Origin of the sequence: Micromonospora rubida, from assembly GCF_009908295.1 — a bacterium.
Taxonomy (GTDB): domain Bacteria; phylum Actinomycetota; class Actinomycetes; order Mycobacteriales; family Micromonosporaceae; genus Micromonospora; species Micromonospora rubida.
The window spans coordinates 120,705-138,365 of the sequence record NZ_JAAALO010000002.1; the positions used below are offsets into that span (position 1 = coordinate 120,705).

The 17,661-nt window shown below is 69.9% G+C and carries 24 protein-coding genes and 1 tRNA gene; 10 read left to right on the forward strand and 15 right to left on the reverse strand.

The features are described from left to right. Positions 1-31 precede the first annotated feature (31 nt). The 13 genes from GVV04_RS04900 to GVV04_RS04955 all read right to left on the reverse strand — a co-directional run bounded on the left by GVV04_RS04900 (position 32) and on the right by GVV04_RS04955 (position 6,197). Complete coding sequence (locus GVV04_RS04900; protein ID WP_161684927.1) at positions 32-607, reverse strand: hypothetical protein; 576 nt, start codon at positions 605-607, stop codon at positions 32-34. A gap of 68 nt (positions 608-675) precedes the next feature. Beyond that, positions 676-1,683 (reverse strand): hypothetical protein, encoded by a 1,008-nt coding sequence (locus GVV04_RS04905; RefSeq protein WP_161684929.1) that lies wholly within the window; start codon positions 1,681-1,683, stop codon positions 676-678. Beyond that, positions 1,680-1,829 carry a hypothetical protein gene (locus tag GVV04_RS32095; RefSeq protein ID WP_201753266.1) on the reverse strand — a complete coding sequence of 50 codons (150 nt, stop codon included), beginning with the start codon at positions 1,827-1,829 and terminating at the stop codon, positions 1,680-1,682. The genes GVV04_RS04905 and GVV04_RS32095 overlap by 4 nt, the downstream gene beginning before the upstream one ends. After that, entirely contained in the window at positions 1,826-1,999 is a 174-nt protein-coding gene (locus GVV04_RS33855) for a hypothetical protein (RefSeq protein WP_161684931.1), read from the reverse strand. Before GVV04_RS33855 ends, GVV04_RS32095 begins: the two co-directional genes overlap by 4 nt. Then, on the reverse strand, positions 1,996-2,370 hold the full coding sequence (locus tag GVV04_RS33860; RefSeq protein ID WP_161684932.1) for a WhiB family transcriptional regulator: 375 nt from the start codon (positions 2,368-2,370) through the stop codon (positions 1,996-1,998). Before GVV04_RS33860 ends, GVV04_RS33855 begins: the two co-directional genes overlap by 4 nt. Then, entirely contained in the window at positions 2,367-2,708 is a 342-nt protein-coding gene (locus GVV04_RS04920; protein ID WP_161684934.1) for a hypothetical protein, read from the reverse strand. Before GVV04_RS04920 ends, GVV04_RS33860 begins: the two co-directional genes overlap by 4 nt. Then, positions 2,705-3,703: a DUF5131 family protein gene (locus tag GVV04_RS04925; protein WP_161684936.1), complete on the reverse strand. Its 999-nt coding sequence runs from the start codon at positions 3,701-3,703 to the stop codon at positions 2,705-2,707. The genes GVV04_RS04920 and GVV04_RS04925 overlap by 4 nt, the downstream gene beginning before the upstream one ends. An 82-nt stretch (positions 3,704-3,785) precedes the next feature. After that, the gene (locus tag GVV04_RS04930) at positions 3,786-3,977 is read right to left on the reverse strand and encodes a hypothetical protein (protein WP_161684938.1); all 192 of its coding nucleotides are present in this window, start codon (positions 3,975-3,977) and stop codon (positions 3,786-3,788) included. A gap of 1 nt (position 3,978) precedes the next feature. Next, positions 3,979-4,257: a hypothetical protein gene (locus GVV04_RS04935; protein WP_161684940.1), complete on the reverse strand. Its 279-nt coding sequence runs from the start codon at positions 4,255-4,257 to the stop codon at positions 3,979-3,981. After that, the gene (locus GVV04_RS04940) at positions 4,254-5,063 is read right to left on the reverse strand and encodes a hypothetical protein (protein ID WP_161684942.1); all 810 of its coding nucleotides are present in this window, start codon (positions 5,061-5,063) and stop codon (positions 4,254-4,256) included. The genes GVV04_RS04935 and GVV04_RS04940 overlap by 4 nt, the downstream gene beginning before the upstream one ends. A 72-nt stretch (positions 5,064-5,135) precedes the next feature. Beyond that, positions 5,136-5,597 carry an HNH endonuclease signature motif containing protein gene (locus GVV04_RS04945; RefSeq protein ID WP_161684943.1) on the reverse strand — a complete coding sequence of 154 codons (462 nt, stop codon included), beginning with the start codon at positions 5,595-5,597 and terminating at the stop codon, positions 5,136-5,138. Between the two features lie 142 nt (positions 5,598-5,739). Continuing rightward, the gene (locus GVV04_RS04950) at positions 5,740-5,943 is read right to left on the reverse strand and encodes a hypothetical protein (RefSeq protein ID WP_161684945.1); all 204 of its coding nucleotides are present in this window, start codon (positions 5,941-5,943) and stop codon (positions 5,740-5,742) included. Next, positions 5,940-6,197, reverse strand: a complete 258-nt coding sequence (locus GVV04_RS04955) for a hypothetical protein (protein ID WP_161684947.1) — start codon at positions 6,195-6,197, stop codon at positions 5,940-5,942. Before GVV04_RS04955 ends, GVV04_RS04950 begins: the two co-directional genes overlap by 4 nt. A gap of 274 nt (positions 6,198-6,471) precedes the next feature. Between GVV04_RS04955 and GVV04_RS04960 the strand changes: the two genes are divergently transcribed. Next, positions 6,472-6,858: a helix-turn-helix domain-containing protein gene (locus GVV04_RS04960; RefSeq protein ID WP_161684949.1), complete on the forward strand. Its 387-nt coding sequence runs from the start codon at positions 6,472-6,474 to the stop codon at positions 6,856-6,858. Further along, positions 6,858-8,285 carry a recombinase family protein gene (locus GVV04_RS04965; protein WP_268926235.1) on the forward strand — a complete coding sequence of 476 codons (1,428 nt, stop codon included), beginning with the start codon at positions 6,858-6,860 and terminating at the stop codon, positions 8,283-8,285. Before GVV04_RS04960 ends, GVV04_RS04965 begins: the two co-directional genes overlap by 1 nt. 213 nt (positions 8,286-8,498) lie before the next feature. On the opposite strand, the gene GVV04_RS04970 is transcribed toward GVV04_RS04965, so the two are convergent. After that, on the reverse strand, positions 8,499-8,996 hold the full coding sequence (locus tag GVV04_RS04970; RefSeq protein ID WP_161684953.1) for an FBP domain-containing protein: 498 nt from the start codon (positions 8,994-8,996) through the stop codon (positions 8,499-8,501). 74 nt (positions 8,997-9,070) lie between these two features. On the opposite strand from GVV04_RS04970, the gene GVV04_RS04975 reads away from it, so the two are divergent. The 7 genes from GVV04_RS04975 (at position 9,071) to GVV04_RS05005 (ending at position 15,684) form a co-directional block, all read left to right on the forward strand. Further along, complete coding sequence (locus GVV04_RS04975; RefSeq protein WP_161684955.1) at positions 9,071-9,688, forward strand: TetR/AcrR family transcriptional regulator; 618 nt, start codon at positions 9,071-9,073, stop codon at positions 9,686-9,688. A 147-nt stretch (positions 9,689-9,835) separates the two neighbouring features. Continuing rightward, entirely contained in the window at positions 9,836-10,261 is a 426-nt protein-coding gene (locus GVV04_RS04980) for an HPF/RaiA family ribosome-associated protein (protein WP_161684957.1), read from the forward strand. A 96-nt stretch (positions 10,262-10,357) separates the two neighbouring features. Then, the gene (locus tag GVV04_RS04985) at positions 10,358-11,416 is read left to right on the forward strand and encodes an alpha/beta hydrolase (RefSeq protein WP_328822215.1); all 1,059 of its coding nucleotides are present in this window, start codon (positions 10,358-10,360) and stop codon (positions 11,414-11,416) included. 125 nt (positions 11,417-11,541) lie between these two features. Then, positions 11,542-11,614, forward strand: a tRNA-Arg gene (locus tag GVV04_RS04990). Between the two features lie 102 nt (positions 11,615-11,716). Continuing rightward, positions 11,717-13,225: a tyrosine-type recombinase/integrase gene (locus GVV04_RS04995; RefSeq protein ID WP_161686669.1), complete on the forward strand. Its 1,509-nt coding sequence runs from the start codon at positions 11,717-11,719 to the stop codon at positions 13,223-13,225. Positions 13,226-13,335: 110 nt separating this feature from the next. Next, entirely contained in the window at positions 13,336-14,538 is a 1,203-nt protein-coding gene (locus GVV04_RS05000) for a hypothetical protein (protein WP_161684959.1), read from the forward strand. Positions 14,539-14,649: 111 nt separating this feature from the next. After that, positions 14,650-15,684: an NAD-dependent epimerase/dehydratase family protein gene (locus GVV04_RS05005; protein WP_161686671.1), complete on the forward strand. Its 1,035-nt coding sequence runs from the start codon at positions 14,650-14,652 to the stop codon at positions 15,682-15,684. On the opposite strand, the gene GVV04_RS05010 is transcribed toward GVV04_RS05005, so the two are convergent. After that, positions 15,664-16,938: a hypothetical protein gene (locus GVV04_RS05010; RefSeq protein WP_235965717.1), complete on the reverse strand. Its 1,275-nt coding sequence runs from the start codon at positions 16,936-16,938 to the stop codon at positions 15,664-15,666. The two genes, GVV04_RS05005 and GVV04_RS05010, sit on opposite strands and share 21 nt — an antisense overlap. A 139-nt stretch (positions 16,939-17,077) precedes the next feature. Here GVV04_RS05010 and GVV04_RS33865 point away from each other — a divergent pair, with 139 nt between their 5' ends. Next, complete coding sequence (locus tag GVV04_RS33865; protein WP_161684961.1) at positions 17,078-17,320, forward strand: helix-turn-helix transcriptional regulator; 243 nt, start codon at positions 17,078-17,080, stop codon at positions 17,318-17,320. Positions 17,321-17,661 lie beyond the last annotated feature (341 nt).

Below are 17,661 nucleotides of genomic sequence, written 5' to 3' on the forward strand. Positions count from 1 at the left end.
TGGTGGCCGGCCGGCGACTCGGGGGCACCGGTTACCGGGGGCTGCCGAGGGCGGCGTGGAGCTTGTCGCGCTGTTCGGCGCTCATCTGCGCCCAGATCGCCGGGTCGACGCCGGTGGGGGCGTCACTGGCCGGCGCGGGGGCGGCGGGGGCCGGGGCCGCCGGGGCGCTGCCCATGAGCAGGTTGTTCGCCGCCTGGCCGGCCGGCGGCCGGTAGGTCGCGGTGTAGAGCTTCGGGGCGTTGAAGGCCTTGTTGGTCTTCTCCCCGTCGGCGACGTAGGTGACGGTCAGCTCGCCGCCCACTTCCAGGCCCTTCGCGCCGGCGGTCTTCACCGCGTCCCGGACGGCGGCGAGCATCTTGGCCTTGACGTAGAGGGCGCGGACACCGTCGTCCTCGGCGTCGGACGGGTCGCGCTCGTCGGTCTGGATCTGGACGACGAGCTGCATCATGGGGTCGCCGTTGGAGAACGTCTTGAACGAGCCGTCCTTCGGGTCGGTCTGCTGCTGGACCTTCGGCTCGCGGACGATCGGGCCGGTGACGACGGTGCCGATGGAGGGGAAGGCGGCGGACTTGGTGCCGCCACCCATGAGCAGGTCGTTGGCGTTCATTGCTGGGGTGCTCCTTTGCTCCGGTGAGCAGTTGGTTGGCCGGTCGCCCCGGGCGGGGCGCCGGGGCTTTAGGGGGCGATGAGCCCGTCGGCGAAGCGGTCCATCCGCCGGTCGTTCGCGGCGGTGTCACCGGCGCACCCTTCCCAGCCGGTGGGCTGGCCGGGCCGGTTGAACGGGCACCAGGTGCAGGTGTCGCGGTGCGGGGTGGCCGGCACACCGGCGATGAACGCCGGGCTGGCCGCGACGTCGAGGTCGAGGAGCATTTGGACGGTGGCGTAGTACCGGTCGATGGCCAGGTAGGCGATGTCCGGGTCGTACGGCTCCGTCCACTCGTCGGAGTCGTCGTACTTCCACGAGCGGGCGAGCAGGACGAGCCGGACGTGCCGCACGTCGCGGCCTTTGCGCTGGTGGCCGAGGCCGTACAGGTGGGCCTGGATCCGGTATTCGGGGCTGACCTGCTGGGCGGCGGGCTTGCCGAGTCGCCTCGCGGTGCGCAGCTTGGTCAGGGCGGTGGTGCCGACGAACTTCCAGTCGACGACCATGCCGTGGTCGAGGTCGAACGCGTCGCCGTGGCCGCGGATCCCCTCAACGTCTTCCAGGCCAGGGTCGACTTCCAGGTCGTCTTCGGCGAGCCACCGTTCCCGGCCGAGCTGCGCGTTCCAGAACGCGACGACGTTCTCCATCTCGGCGTGCACGGCGGTGCCCTGGAACGGCGCCCAGGTCGGGTCGGTGATCGGCCTGCGGGGTGCCCCGGCGAGCTTGCGGGCCATCTGCTGCTGGCAGGGGGTGCCCAGCTCGGACGGGCCGAGGCGTCGCTGCATGGACCGGGGGCGGCTGGCGTCGTAGTCGATGAGCACCTGGCGGAGCTCGGCGACGGTGGACGGCGGCGGCCCGGCCGGTTCGGGCTGGCAGCCGAAGTGCCAGCCGGCACCGGTGGCCTTGTCGAGCACCAGTTCGGGGGCGAGCTGCTCGCCGCAGTTGGCGAGGCAGTGCGGCCGGGGGGCCGGCGCGGGTGTGGTCGGCCGGCCGGTGAGGCTGGCGATGACCGCGTCGAGGGTGGCCTGGTCGACGCTCATGCCGCCACCTCGCGGTGCTCCAGCAGCTTCTCGGCGTCGAGGTCGACCCGGTTGCAGTCGGGGCATTGGCTGGCACCCTCGATGTGCAGCGGGTCGGTGGTGTCCCAGCGGTCCTCGGGCAGGCCGCAGGTGACGCAGGTGTTCACGCCTTTCCTCCTTTGACGACTCGGAGCTGCGGCCGGTCGGCCTCGCACCCGGGGTGTCGGTCGAACACGCCGGGGGTGCCGTCGTGGCCGGCTGCGGCGGCGGGGTGGAGGGCCCAGCCGCAGCCGGCGGCGCAGCGCCGTCCGGCGCGGCGGGCGGTGGTGGCGGTCATCGGGTGTGCCTGCGGCGGGATCGGGTGTCGCTGGTGCGGGCGCAGGGCCGGCACCGGATCTGCGTGGCCAGGCGGGGCACGAACAGGTCGCGGCAGCGGGCGCACCGCTTGGTCTGCCCGTGGACGCCGAGGTTGCGTCGCTCCGACCCGGTGAGGGCGGCGCGGATGCCGTGCCAGTCGCGCAGGCCGATGAACTCGGTGAGGCACTGGGCGGCGACGGGGCATCCGGTGCACACCTTCTTGGCGGCCTGTTCGCCGGTGTGGTCGCCGCCGTCGGGGTGCATGTTGGTGGTGCTGGTGGTGCAGTGGCCGTGCAGCCGCCAGTTGGCGTCGGTGGGCCGGGCGGCCCGGGTGAGGGTTGCGGTGGTCACGGCTGCTCCGTCCTGGTGTCGGTGGCGAACCAGTCCGCGGCCGGTCCGGCGGCCGGCGGGGTGGTCCACGCCCCGGTGTGGGGGATGTCGCGCACCCTCAGCAGGCCGGTGGCGTCGGCGGGTCCGGCGTGGACCGGGTCGGTGGTGCGGGTGGTGAGCTGCTGCGCGGCGGGGCTGAGCAGGTAGCTGGCGGGCACCGGGTCGGCGATCTGCCGGCGGCCGGCGGCGTCGCGGGTGCCGGCGGGGCAGGGTCGGTGTCCGGCCCCGGCCGGGGCCGGCCCCGCGGTGGGGGCCGGCACGGTCGCGAGCTGCTGGGTGGTGTCGACGGCGGTGCTCACCGGGCCGCCGCCTCGGCGTGGACGGCCGGCATCTCGTCCCAGGTGCGGCCGTCCAGCTCGCGGCCGGCGAGCTTCTTGCCGGCCTTCCGGAGCAGGGCGCCGGGGTACGCGCGGATCTCCTTGCCGGTGGCGACCTTCGGGTCCATCGGCGCGAACTCGCCCCACTGCTTAAAGAAGAACGGGACGCCGGCGCCGGTGCACTGGTCGCGGAGGGCTCGGGCCCAGTCGGGCTGCATGGGCCGGGCGCGGTGGCCGGACTCGCCGCCGGCGATCAGCCAGTCGATGCGCGCGAGCCGCTCCCAGGTGTCGCCGACCCGCTCCATGCCGTTGACGACCGCGCCGTCCGGAGCGTCGAGGTGCCGGTCGGTGACGGGGCGGCGCTGGTCGAGGTACGCGCCCAGGTCCACGGGGCCGAGCAGCGGCTCGCACGACAGGAACCGCACGGCGGCGGGCGTTTCCAGGAGTGCCGGGATGCGCCGGTCGGCGGTCGCCTGGTCCTCGACGGAGGTGCCCAGCCACACGTTCGGCAGCGGCCACGGCGGGATGTCGCGGGCCGGGCCCCGCAGGTCGAGGGTGCTCTCGCGGAGGTACACCGACGACCGCCAGGCCAGGTCGTTGAGGATCCGGGCCATGCGCTCCGGCCGCTTGGTCAGCACCTGATACGTGTGCTGGGGCGTCGCGGCCATGACCCCGAACACCTTGGCGACGAACTCGCGGGGCACCCGGGCGTGGAACAGGTCGGACATGGAGTTGACGAACACGGTGCGGGGCCTGCGCCAGGTCAGCGGCAGCCGCAGCGCGTCGGCGTGCACGGCGACCCCGAAGCCGGGGCCGGAGGTGCGCGGGTCGCCGTCGGTCTGGTACTTCGCCGAGCCCATGCCCTTGAGCCGCTTGGCCAGGGTGAGGGCGTAGCAGTTGTCGCAGCCGGCGGAGATCCGGTCGCACCCGGTGGTCGGGTTCCAGGTCTCCTCGGTCCACTCGATGGCGGTGGTCATGCGATGGCTCCGATCAGGAGGAAGAGGGCGACCCGGAGGGCGAGGGCGGTGAGGGCGGCGAGGCCCCAGGCGCGGCGGCGGGTCACCGGACGCCCCGCGGGCGGATGTGCAGCCGGGCGGCGTACGCGGCGAGGACGGCGAGACGGTGCTGGCCGGTGGTGGCGGTGTCGGCGGCGAGCATCTGGTCGACGAGGCCGCGCACGTGGTGCCGCTCGTACCCGTAGCCGGCGGCGGCGCCGACCAGCAGGCCGAGGAGCAGGGCGAGGGCGGCCATTTCAGGCCACCGCCCGCAGGTGTCCGGCGGCCGGCGGCCAGCCGTACTGGACCAGCTCGGCCCGGTCCTGCGGGGTGAGCGCGTCGACGGCCCGCTCCAGCTCGGCGCGCAGCCACAGCACCCGGGCGACCGGGTCACCGTCGAGGCCGAGCGCGGCCAGGGTGTAGTCGGGCTCGGGAGCGGTGGCGGGGCCGGGCGGCCACGGGCCCGGGTCCATCGGGGGCAGCGGCGGCAGTGGCGGCAGGTCGTCGTCGGCGGTCATCCGCAGCGGGCCGGTCACCGGGTGCCGCCGGCCTGGTGCGCCTCCAGCTCGGCGGCGTCCGCGTCGGGGACGTCGCAGAAGCTCTGCACGTCCACCAACCAACCCGGCATTCCCGGGCAGTTCCGCCCCTTCGTCTCGTAGGCCCGGAACAGCCGCCGGGGCCCCCGCATGGCGCTGCCGTAGGTCGGCTCCCCCAGTCCGAGGAAGGCGGCCCAGCGGTCCACGCTGGCCGGGTCGTCGTTGGCGAGGTGGATGGTGAAGACGGTGTTGTTCGACGGAATCCACGTCTCGTCGGGGATGGGCAGGCCGGCGGCGACGCCGGCGAGCACCAGCTCGTAGGCGGCGCGGCGCGGGTCCAGCTCGGCCGGGGTGGTGGCGTCCGGCTCGGCCGAGCCGACGACGGTAACGCCCTCCTCGACGCCGTACGACGCCGTCACGCCGTCCGCGAACGCCACGGTGACGTCGTCGCTGCCGCGGATCGTGCCGGTGACCCGGTCGCGGGTGCCGTCGTCGTAGACGACCGTCATGCCGGCCGCCAGGTAGCGGGCCTTGATCGTGCGGGGCTGCTCGACGGCCGGGGCGAGCCCGGCGCCGGTGACCGCGCCCACCGCCTGGGCGAGGTCCAGGCCCCGCACGTCCAGGTCGATGCACTGGGCGTGCCGGTCGGTGACCGCCGTGATCTGCCGGCCGGACGGGTGGATCAGGACGTACTCGGCGGCACCGCCGTCCAGGGGCGTCACGGTGTCGGGCCGCCAGCCGGCGGCGTACAGGGCGCGCAGCGCGGCGGTCGCGGCGGTCAGGTCGGGTAGGGTCTGGTCTTGCATCTGGACTCCTCGTGTGTGCGTGTGGTCCGGGTGTTGAGTCCCTGCCGTGGCTGCGGTGGGGACTCGCTTGTGTCAGGCGGCGGCAGCGACCCGGGCGCGACGGCAGGCCTTGCACTCGCGCCGGGCGTAGCCCTTCGCGGTCCGCCGGCTGTACGTGTTCTCCGCCGTGTACTCGTGGCCCTGCGGGCAGTGCGTCTTCGTCGCGTTGTGGTGCGGCATCGTGTGCGGGCTGCGCAGCACGTTCTCCCGCTGCGTCACCGCCTCCAGGTGCGTCGGGTTGACGCACAGCCGGTGCCGGCAGGTGGTGCCGCCGGCGCAGGTCTCGTCGCGGTTGTGGCAGAGGTGGTCGACGTGCAGGCCCTCGGGGATCGGCCGGACCATCAGCTCGTAGGCGGCCCGGTGCGCGCCCTCGGACGCCTTGCCGAACCGGCCGTAGCCGTCGTCGTCGGTGTGGCCGCGCCACGGCCAGCAGCCGTCCGGGCCGGCCGTCGTGTCGACCTGGGCGATGAAGGCCCTGAGGCGGAGCGGGTTCATGCGGTGCAGCTGCGCGGCGTCGGCTTCGGGGCGTTCGGCCCCGACTGGCCCGGTCGGCCCGGCTGGACCGGGGCGGGTACGTGCGGCGAGGTGTTCATGCGGACGCGAGTCCTTTCGGTCGGGGTGGGGCGAGGGATCGGGGTCACGCCGCCAGCTGCTTCGCGGCGCGGCGCCGCAGGATGGCGACCCAGATGTCGGCGAGGACCTCGCTGAGCGCCTCGGCGGCGGCCAGCCCCTCGGGGCTGTCCGGGTCCAGCGGCGTCACCAGCGGGTGGGTGTAGGTCTGCGGGAGCTTCGGCCCGGACGGGCGCGGGGGCTGCGAGGGCCCCGACGGCGGGTGCGTCATGCCGCCACCCGTCCGAACAGCGCCTCGACGGTCGTCCCGAGGTCGCTCGCCATCCGCATCGCCAGCGGCAGGCTCACGCCCTTACGTCCCGCCCGGATCAGGGACATGTGCGTGCGGCCGATGCCGTGCCTCTCGGCCTGCCCCGTAACCGAGGTCAGCCCCCGCTTCTCGGCCAGGGCGTCGTACACCTCGACCCGCAGTCGTATGCCGTTGCCCACAGGCAACGCTGCATCCTTCTTTCCCGTCGCTTGCATGGTCACGACCGTAGACCGTTGGCTTTAGGCAACGCAACATCCGACGCGAAAACCCGCCGAGATCAGCCGAACGGATGGGTACCCCTCAACCTCCCCGATGTCCTATCGTTGCCGTCAGGCAACACTCGGAGGAGGGCGGAAAGCCATGCCGCAGCGCGTGAACGCACAGGAAGCGGATTGGATCCGACGACGGCGGAAGGTGATCGCGACCGTCGCCAAAGAGCAACGACCACCAAGTTACCGATGCCGCTGGCTGAGCGCATACCGTGCGCCTATGGGCGACGCTTCCCCGCCAGCTGAAGACTGGGCTGGCTACCTCAGACGGATGACCCGCCGACCCGGGTGGAGCGTCGCGCGGCTCGCCAGAGAGGCCGGCATCAACAAGTCCACGATCTTCGGGTGGATCAAGGGCGACGGGGTGACCGTCGCCAGCGTCAAGGCCATCGCCAAGGCCCTCGGCGACGACGAGGCGCATGCTCTCGCCGCCGCTGGTGGCGCCAAGCATGGTGACGCCCTCGATGCGGACGTGCGGATCATCCTGCGCCGGCTGGCCTCACCAGACGCGAGCGAGGCCGAGCGAGCGACCATCCGCGCCACCCTGAAATACCTCGCCGATCTGGCCGACCAGGCGGAGCGCGGGGAAGGCCGCGCCGCCAGCTGATGCCACCGCGTCGCCGTCTCGCCACCGTCCCTGACCGCCCCACCCGCGCGGTCCTCTACGTCCGGGTCAGCTCCCTGATGGGCCGCGGCGGCGACGACTTTCACTCACCGGACGTACAGACCTCGGCCATGCGACGCGCCACCACCGGCATGACCGAGGTCGCCGTCATCGAGGACATCGACGTCAGCGGCACCCACTTCTCCCGTGAGGGCATCGACCGGGTCCGCGCGATGGCCCGCTCCGGCCAGCTCGACGCCCTGGCCGTGTACGACGTGTCGCGCTTCGGCCGCGACGTCCTCGAGTCGCTACTCGTCCTGCGCGAGCTGTCCCAGGCCGGCGTCCGCATCATCTCCGCCTGCGAGCAGATCGACACCTCCAGCCCGGCCGGCGAGATGATGCTGATCAATTTGCTCAACGTGGCGCAGTACCGCGCTCGGGAGATCGGCCGCAGCTGGGCGGGGGCCATCGCGCGGCGGGCTGAGGCCGGCAAGCACCACGGCCGGCCGCTTGGCTACATCAAGCGCGACAAGCGACTGATCCCGGACCCCGTGGTAGGACCGGCCATCACCGAGGCCTTCCGCCGGTACGCAGCCGGGGAACATATCGGCCAGATCACCGCCTATCTCGCTGGGCTGCGGGGCACCGCGATGGTTAACGGCAATGTGAAGAAGATGCTCCGCAACCCCTCTTACCTCGGCCAGGTCGTCACCGTTGACGAGATCCTGCCCGGCGAGCACGAGCCCCTGGTCGACGAGGACACCTGGCAGAAGGTCCAGGCACGGCTGGAGGTTGAGGCTGGTACCCCGCCGCGGGCGCTAGCCCACTCCTGGGCGCTCGTCGGACTGGTGGAGTGCCCGCGTGGTCACAAGCTCCAGAAGCAGGGCGAGCGGCTCGTCTGCGGCCACGGCCGGGGCGACACCAAGGGCGGCGACTGTTCGGGCGTCGGACGTCCCTTCATCGACCGGGTCGAGGACGAGGCCCTGCGGCAGGTTGCGGCGTACGCGGCGCAGCTGCGTACCGACGCAGGCGTCCGGGTGGCCCGGATCGCCCGGGTTGCCGCCGGCCGCGCCGACCGGGCACGGCTGGAGAAAGACATCGCAGCCACCCGTGCGGCCATGGTCAAGCTCGCCACCCGCAACGCGCTGGACCAGCTCCCTGACGACGTGTACCAGGAGGCGCTCGGCGAGCTACGTCGCACGGAGGCCTCTGCCACCGTTGAGCTGTCGCGGATGGCCCCCGTCGGGGACGTGCCGGGCGCTGAGGAGGCAGCGGCGATGGTGGACACGATTCTCGGGCTGTGGCCGGAGATGACGAATGCGGAGCGCGGACGAGCACTACGCACGGTGGTTGACCGCGTGGAAGTGCGGGCGACTGACCGGTGGCGACAGCCCGAATCCGAGCGCGTCACGGTGCATTTCCACTGGTAGACGTAATAGGTCTTTGCAATTTCCCACGAGTGTGACGTACGTGTCGAACATCGCCCCTCCAGGGAGATCCGGGCTTGCGGTGGTGAGTCGACTCGCCGCCGAGCCTGGCCGCCCCGACGCTCCCTCGCCACCGCCGGCACCCCGACCTGTGGACAACGGAGGGTCCTGTGGACAACAACCTGATCAAGGCCCGGGCGTGCTAGGGCCCCGGGGTCAGGAGGTCACCTTGGCGACGAAGGCGGCGATGTTCGCCACGGTCCGCTCGATCTTCTCCTCCACCGTGAGCGACTCCTGGAGCCGCCCACCGGCGCCCGCGTCCCTCTTGCCCCGCACGTACAGCGAGCAGGCGAGGTCGCCACAGATGTAGGTGCCCACCGTGTTGCCCTGCTGCCCGGCCTTGCCCGCCTTCGGCGCAACCATCAGTGGGACGCCGCCGCTGTGGCTGGTCAGGCACATGGAGCACATGCCGCGCCGCGACCGCCCGGGGCCGGGGCCGGGGCCGGAGCAGCGCAGCGCGAGGGCCCTCGGGTGGCCGTCCAGCTCGGCGACGAGGTAGCCACGGTCGGGGGCCTGCGGGTCCCGCCAGCCGAGGTAGTCCAGGTCGCCCCAGGGGCGGTCGGCCAGGTCACGCGGGACGTGCAGGCGCTTGGTCTGGCCCTTGGTGCAGTTCACGAACGCGCTGCGGATCTCTTGCTCGGTCAGGGACTTCATATAAGACACGCTAATTTGCCTAAAAGCATTAGGCAAATGTACGTTGGGTCCCGGCTACCGGGAGGACGAGGGGTATGGCGCGGGCAGGACTGACCACGGAACGCCTGACCCGGGCGGGGGCGGAGCTGGCGGACGAGGTCGGCTTCGACCAGGTGACCGTCTCGGCGCTCGCCCGACGCTTCGACGTCCGGGTCGCGAGCCTCTACTCGCACCTGAGGAACTCCCAGGACCTGAAGACCCGGATCGCCCTGCTCGCTCTGGAGGAACTCGCCACCCGGGCCGCCGACGCCCTGGCTGGGCGGGCTGGCAAGGACGCCCTGACCGCGCTGGCGAACGTCTACCGCGACTACGCCCGGGAGCATCCCGGCCGCTACGCCGCAGCCCAACTCCGGCTCGACGCGGAAACGGCGGCGGCCAGCGCCGGCGGCCGGCACGCCCAGATGACCCGGGCGATCCTGCGCGGCTACCACCTGACGGAGCCGGACCAGACACACGCGGTCCGGCTGCTGGGCAGCGTCTTCCACGGGTACGTCAGCCTGGAGATGGGGGGAGGGTTCAACCACAGCGCCCCCGACACCCAGGAGACCTGGTCACGGGTCCTGGACGCGCTCGACGCCCTGCTGCGCAACTGGCCCGCACCGGCCACGCCTTCGACGGAGACCGTGACGGGGGCGTTTCCGGACGGACCATGACTGGGTACAGCAGTGATCAAGCGAGCACCACCGACGGCACGCCCGTCCACAACAGGCGGCATGTCGTCCGATCAGAAGGGCTAGGAAGATGACTTTCTGCCGACTCCGTACGACCGGTTCCGTCCGCACCGAGGGCGAGGCCCGTCGATGAGCGCCGTGGCGAACCCCGCGACCGTGGGTGAGTGCCTGCGCGTCGGTGCCGGGTTCTCCCAGGGCGACCGGAACTGGATCGCCACGCAGTTCGCCACCCTCGACGCCCGGCTGGCCGGCTTCCACGCCGACGCCACCGAGCTGGAGGTGTCGGTGAAGGACCGGGAGGCCCGGGGGCAGAAGGTCACCCTGGAGTGCTGGATCGCCGGCCGACAGAAGATCGTCACCACCTCGTCGGAGGAGGACCTGCACGCCGCGCTCAACGACGTGCGGGACGACCTGCGCCGCCGACTCAACGATTCCAAGACCAAGCAGGAGCCCCGGCACAACAAGCACCTGCGCGACACCGGCCACGTTGGGGCGATCCCGGACGAGGTGGACCTCGACGCCGACGCGCCCCGGGTCGACGCCGAGACGGCCTGATCAGGACCTGAGCAGGACCGGCGGGAGGGTGGGATACGCCCCATCCTCCCGCTTCTGGGCTACCGCCGGGTAGGTTCCCGGCGTACCGTCGCGGTCGTGGAACCGGATGTGCTGGGGCCGCCGTACGAGCGGCAGACGATCGACCTGGGCACCGACGACGAGGGACCGGTCGTCGCGACCCTGGTCCGCCGACGGGCCGACCGCCCCACCGGCCGGGCCGTGCTGTACGTGCACGGCTACGTCGACTACTTCTTCCAGACCCACGTGGCCGACTTCTACGCCGAGCGGGGCTGGGACTTCTACGCCCTCGACCTGCGCAAGTACGGTCGCAGCCTGCTGTCGCACCAGACCCCGAACTTCTGCCGCGACCTCGGCGACTACTTCCCCGAGCTGGACGCCGCCGCGAAGATCATCCGTGACGACGACGGCCACCACACCCTGCTCACCATGGGCCACTCCACCGGCGGCCTGATCATCTCGCTCTGGGCGCACGCCCGCCGCGACTCCGGCATCGTCGACGGGCTCGTCCTCAACAGCCCCTTCTTCGACATCAACGCCCCCTGGCTGGTGCGCAGACCCCTCGCGGCCGCCGTCTCCCGCCTGGCCCGCCGGGCGCCGCACCGCATCCTCCCCACCGGCATCCGCAACGTGTACGGCGAGAGCCTGCACACCGAGCGACGCGGCGAGTGGACGTACGACCTGGCGTGGAAGCCGCTCGCCGGGTTCCCGGTCCGGGCCGGCTGGCTGGCTGCGATCCGCGCCGGCCAGCGGCAGCTCCGCGCCGGCCTCGACATCCAGGTGCCGGTGCTGCTGGCCTGCTCCACCCGCAGCTTCCAGGGCACGAAGTGGCACGACTCGGCGGCGCTCGCCGACGCCGTCCTGGACGTGGAGCACATGGTCCGCTGGGCGCCCCGCCTCGGCCGGCACGTGACCCTGGCCCGCTTCGACGGCGGCATGCACGACCTGACCCTCTCCGGCCCCGCCGTACGCGAGAAGGTCTTCGCCGATGTGGGCCGGTGGGCGGAGGCGTTCCTCGGAGCCGGCCCAACCCCCTCGGTGCCCGCCAGCCGTGAGCCCGCCGAGCAGGGGGCGGGCCCGGCCGAGCAACGACCGGGCTCGGCCGGGCAGGTCGTGGAGACGACCGCGCCGAGCTGACCGGGCCAAACTGGGGTGCCCTGCGCGGGCGGATCATGCGACGCTGGGCGGGCGCCGACGGCCAGCCCCGTCGCACCCGCCCCGGCAGGTGCGGCGGTACCCTCTTGGCGCGACACCCACGACGCGCGCCCGTAGCTCAGCGGATAGAGCAGGGGACTTCTAATCCCAAGGCCGCAGGTTCGAATCCTGCCGGGCGCACAGGTACTTCTCTCGACCGGATGGCTCCCGTGGAGCTATTCGTGGAGCCATCGAGCTACTGTCGGCCCCGTGGCAGGCGTCAAGCGGCAACGTGGCGAGATCATGAAGCTCCCCAGCGGGTCACTCCGCGTGAGGGTCTACGCGGGCGTCGACCCGCTCACCGGCAAGCGGCACTACCTCACCGAAACAGTCCCGGCCGGCCGGACCGCCGAGCGAGAGGCGGAGAAGGTACGGACCCGCTTCCTCAACCAGGTCGACGAGAAGCGCAGCCCGCGCACCCGCGCCACCTTGAACCAGCTCCTTGACCGGTGGCTTGAAGTCGCTGAGATCGAGCCGACCACCCGCATGGGGTACGAGAACAAGCTCAACAAGCACATCCGGCCGGTGCTCGGCAAGCTGCCGGTCGGCAGGCTCGATGCCGAGACGTTGGAGTCGTTCTACGCGAGCCTGCGCCGCTGCCGCGACTGGTGCGGCGGCAAGGCGTACGTGCGCCATCGGGTCGACGGGGAGCACACCTGCACTGCGAAGTGCCGGCCACACGTCTGCAAGCCGCTCAGTGCGTCGTCGGTGCGGCAGATCCACTGGATCCTGAGTGGCGCACTCAGCCGCGCCGTTCGGTGGCGCTGGATCGCCGTCAACCCCGCCGGGCAGGCCGAGCCGCCCGCGCCGCCGCACCCCGACCCGCAGCCGCCGAACCCGGCTGACGCCGCGCGCATCATCAACGAGGCGTGGCTCGACCCTGACTGGGGCGCGCTGGTCTGGCTCGCCATGACCACCGGCGCCCGACGCGGCGAACTGTGCGCGCTGCGCTGGCACCATCTCGACCTGGCCGCCGGCGTGCTGACGCTCCGGCACAGTTCCTACCTGGACGCAGACGGCGCGCTGCGGGAGAAGGACACCAAGACGCACCAGCAGCGGCGGGTGGCGCTCGACCCGGAGACGATCGAAGTGCTGCGCGAGCTGCACGGCCGCTACCTCGACCGCCTGGCGCAGCTCGACGTGGAGGCCGATGCCGCCGATTACGTCTTCTCCCCCGAGCCGGACAACAGCCGTGGCTACCGGCCCGACACCATTACCCAGCGATACGGGCGGCTCGCCACCCGGCTCGGCATCGACAGTCACATTCACGCGTTGCGCCACTTTTCGGCGACCGAGCTGATCAATGCGGGTGTCGACGTGCGTACCGTCGCCGGCCGGCTTGGTCATGGCGGCGGCGGAACAACCACGCTCAGGGTCTACGCCGCCTGGCTGTCGGAGTCAGACCAGCGCGCGGCAGGGACGCTGGCCGCACGGATGCCGCCGCGCCCGGTCGCGCCGACGCAGCGCACCGTGGCGAGTAGTCCGTACCAGAGGATCGCCGCCGAGCTGCGCGAGCAAATCGCTGCCGGTCGACTGCCGCCCGGCGACCAACTCCCCACGGTTACTGAGCTGGCTGCGGCACATGGCGTCTCGGTCGGTACCGCTCACCGCGCCGTCTCCCTGCTGACCAAAGAGGGGCTGGTAAGTGTCGTCCGAGGTCACCGCGCGACCGTTGCAGACGACGTATTGGATAGTCGCGAGAGCGAATCGACTGTCGCTGGCCGTCTCTCGGTACGCCCGAATCCCATTTGAGGCGCTCTCCGACTCTCACCTTCTAGGCCGGCCTTGCGCTAGCTGCTTACGCTTGAGGTTCGGGGTTTTCCTGAGGCACAGCAACGGCGTGTAGATCCGACGGAGGACATATGCAAGGCAGCGAGTCGGATTCATCGAGTCCGTTCGAGTTCGTCGACGACTACATGAAGCCGTTCAGCCCTTACTCTGCCGTAGAACGCTGGTGGGGAGAACCAATCAGCACAGACCTCATCAGTAGAATTCGCAAAGCCCCCAAGGAGCATCACTACTCATTCATTATGGATATCCACGAGGAGCGCTTCGACAAGCTGCCCGCGCTTGTTTCAGGGAGCCTGCGGCCTGCCATTTTCTTTGACCATTACTACCAAGACACTCTTGAAGACTACTTGCAACAGAGCCTGTCATCACTACTCTACTGCCACGAAGTTCTTTTAGAGGACCCCCTCTATTTATTCGACACAGCCGGCGATATTCAGCGGTTTGGTGACATACTCGAAGCTCTACTTCAGGTAAAACCACTGGCAGATCTGGGAATCGTGCAATTTGTTCGAATCGACAGCATCGCACGCCTTCCGACCACGGTCGGCCGATGGTTCCGAGAGATTGACGATAAGAGCGCTTCGCTGGAAGCAAGGAAGGAACTTTTCAAAGCCGTCCAATGCATAGGTGCCGCGTCGAACCCGCAAGCAGCTGTGGCACACTTTCAAATCTCGGTGGGCACGAGCCTGAATTTTCTAGCTAGATGGCCTGGGCAATTTCATACTGTCACACGCAGCAACGCGGAGGACATGGTTCTTCGGTTGGCCCTAGGCCACGCGTACGGCAGGGCAGCGCCAGACCGACGCAAGGTGCGTCTACAAAACCTGCTCGCGGTAGGCTTGCCAGAATTCGCAGCGAGCCTACCTGGGCTGATCGAGATCCGCAAAAACGAGGAAGATTTCGCGAGATGGCGAAACGCACTAAGCAACGCTTTGAAGGACATCGCCGAGATCCCCGAGACTGAGAGTTATTGGAGGCACGAAGCATCCGAGATCCTCGCGGAGGAACTCGCTCCCATCAAGGCCGATTTAGAGAGAACCATAGCGCGATCGAGGGCACTGCGTTCGTTCCGTTCAGGGACGAAGCAAGTCGTCCTCGCTGGCACGGGGGCGGCTTCCGGCGCCCTCGCGGGGGGCGACCTCATATCAGGATTAATTGGCGCGACTGTCGCACCCGCATTCGACCTTATTGCAGAGTTCGTTAAGGCCAACCGTGAACGGCGTCGCTCCAAGGCGATTCTAGACCTTACGCTGTCACTGTCCCAACTAGACTAAGCACCCTGCACCCGACAGCGCATGCTTCGCCGGTGGTAGGCACTGTGCGCGCATGCTGAGTGCTGTTTGCCCCCCGACGGGCTGCCCACTGAGACGCGGCATGATGGAGCGATGCGTTTGTTGGTACTCGGGGGAACCTGGTTCGTTGGCCATGCGATCGTCACCGCTGCCATGGAGGCCGGCTGGGAGGTAACTACCTTCAACCGTGGCAGCTCGGAGCCCTTCTCGGAGGCGGTCAAAGTCGTTAAGGGTGATCGGACCTCGCCGCGAGACGTACAAGCCCTTGCCGAAAGCGGCTCCTGGGATGCGGTGGTCGACACCTCGGGGTATGTGCCGACGAACACCCTGGAAGTGGCTCGCGCGCTCGCTCCCGTCGCCGGTCGCTACGTCTTCATGTCCACGGTCAGCGTCTACCGAGACTGGCCGCTGAAGCCGCTCAGCGAACACTCCGAGGTGCTCTACTGCCCGCCGGACGCTGGCCCCGACTACGGCACCGACACCGAAGACGGCCCGACCCGGTACGGCTACCAGAAATCCGGCTGCGAGGCAGCAGCAGTCGCCGCGTTCGGAGCAGACCGGACGACAATCCTTCGCCCCGGTGTCGTGCTCGGCCCGCGTGAGTACGTCGGCCGCCTCCCCTGGTGGCTGCACCGCGTGGCCGCCGGCGGGGACGTCCTGGCCCCCGGCTCCCCCGACCGCACCATCCAACCGGTCGACGTACGCGACCTGGCCACGTTCGCACTCCACACCATCACCGAAGGCACCTCCGGCGCGTTCAACGTCTGCGCCCCGGTCGACGGCGCCACCTTCGGTGGGCTGCTGGCGGACTGCGCCCACGCGACCCGGGCTGATGCCTCCTTCGACTGGGTGCCCGATGAGGTGTTGCTCAGCCATGGCGTCCGGCAGTGGTCTGAGCTGCCCCTCTGGCGCACGTTCGACGGCGTGTGGCGCGTCGAGACGGCTAGGGCACAGGCTGCCGGCCTTCGCTGTCGGCCGCTCTCCCTGACCGTCCGCGACACCTGGCGGTGGATGGTGGAAAGCGGCGAGGCCAGCAACCACGACCGAGCCGCCGAGATCGGCATCAGCCGGGAGAGGGAAGCGCAGGTGTTGGCCGCCTGGCGGCAGTCAGGCGAGCGGGCGAGCTGAGGTTTCCGACAGCCAGACCGAGATGCGCTCGGCGAGCTGGCGCGCGTCGACGTCACTGCTCCACGGTGACTCGCTCAGCAGGCGCTCGATCCGCGACAGCCGGCCGGTCAGCGAGACGTTGCGTTTCTCCGGCGGCAGCTCCAAGACGGTACGCAGCGCTTCGGCCGCACCATCCTTGTCTCGCATGTGGAGGTGAGCAGCGGCCACGTCGATCTGCGTGCCGTTGATCTGCGAGTACGGCCGCCTGGGCGACGGCAACGCTTCGTACACCTGCAATGCCTCCCGGGCGTACCTCGCGGCCTGCTCGCCGTTGCGCAGGTCAAGCCATGCCGCCGCAGCGCATGCTGCTGCCCGCGCTTCTCCGAAGGCGAACTCCCCACCGGTAGAGGTGGCGAGTTCATCGGGTCGCTCCGCGGCCGACTCTCTGTCGCGCTGGGCTGCTTCCAAGACAGCAGCGACCGAGGCCGAATCGGCGAGCAGAGCATGAGAGCGGGAAGCGATATAGCGAAGCCTCAGTCTCGGCTCTCCATCCGGCGCCGCTCGCATAGCCCGAGCGAAGTAGCTCAGAGCCGAATCAGGCTCATTGCGCCAGTTGGCGAGGGTCATTTGCAGGCCGTACGTCCACGCCTTCAACGATGCGTGTCCCGCCAAGTCGGCGTACTGCGTCGACGCCCTGGCCAGTGCAGCCGAGTCGTTCCAGTGCCCAAGGTCGAAGGCAGTGGAGGCCATCAGGGAAGCGCTTTGGCCGATGACCACGTAAAGATCGGCCAGCTCACCCGGCCGGCGGGTGCGCTCCACCAAGGCTCTTGCCTCGTCCCTCAGCCGGCGGGCGCCGCTGAACATGTCGAAGGCCGCCATGCCTCCCGACCGGGCGAGCAGTGTCACGTCTTCCTGCAAGGACTCGATGGAGTCGTGCGGCAGGGCAAGGCTTGTCAGCAAGGGATCATTGGCGATCAAGTCGGCAGCAGCGCTCACAGCATCAACAACGATGCCTCGACTACCAGCAATTCCCTCGGGCTGCACCCTGCTAAGGATCTCGAAGAAGCGGGAGCGAACCGAATCCGAGACCCGACCCAAGGCGGTATCTAGCAGATCCTGATTGGCGTTCCCAGGGACCGTTTCAGGTCGACTATGCCAATACGCGACTGTCCTTGTCGCGATCCCGAGCCATCCCGCGAATACCTCGTTCGTCATTCCGGCGGCAGCTTGCAGCGAGCAGGCAAGGTTTCCTGTCCACCGGTCTACGGTCGCCACCGTCGTCTCCCGACCTTGCGGTTGCATTGGATTGCCGCGCCTTGCACTGGGTTTGCATGGGCGCCGCGCCCTTTTTCGACTTCACTGGGTCTCAGCAAGCCGAACGAAACGCCAACCACAGACTACTGAGGAGAATCCCGTGGCTGAACCCCTCGCCGCCAAGAACGATCGTCCTCGGTTCCGGTCGGTCGCCGACACCGCAGCGATCCTCTGCATGTCGGAGGTGACCCTCTACCGGGCGATCCACGCCGGCCAGTTCCCCGCCATCAAGGTCCGTGGCCGCTTCGTGATCCCGGCGCGCGCCATCGACGACATGGAGGCGTCTGCACTGGCGTACGGCCTGGTGGACGCCAGCAACTACGCGCTACGACCCGCTGGATGACCGCTAGGAAGCAACCCGCTTTGGCCCCGGCGGAGCAGGCGGGACGCTGTGCTCCCGAGCGAGCTTCCGGACGTAGGCACCGCTGAACGGCGACAGCCGCTCGACCTCAGTCGGGCCGACACCGCCCCGGAGCGCCGCGACCACCGCCGCCACCACCGCCTCACGTGCGGCCTCATGAGCCGCTTCGGTACGCCGATACCGCTTCGTAGCTGCTGACAGCTCATCTCGCGCATCACTCATCGGACCAACATACCGCTACCCCCTTGCGCAACAGAGCCGCGTATCGCTACCTTGTTGCGCAACAGAGGCGCACATCTAGAGCGCCGGATCAGTCAGAAGGG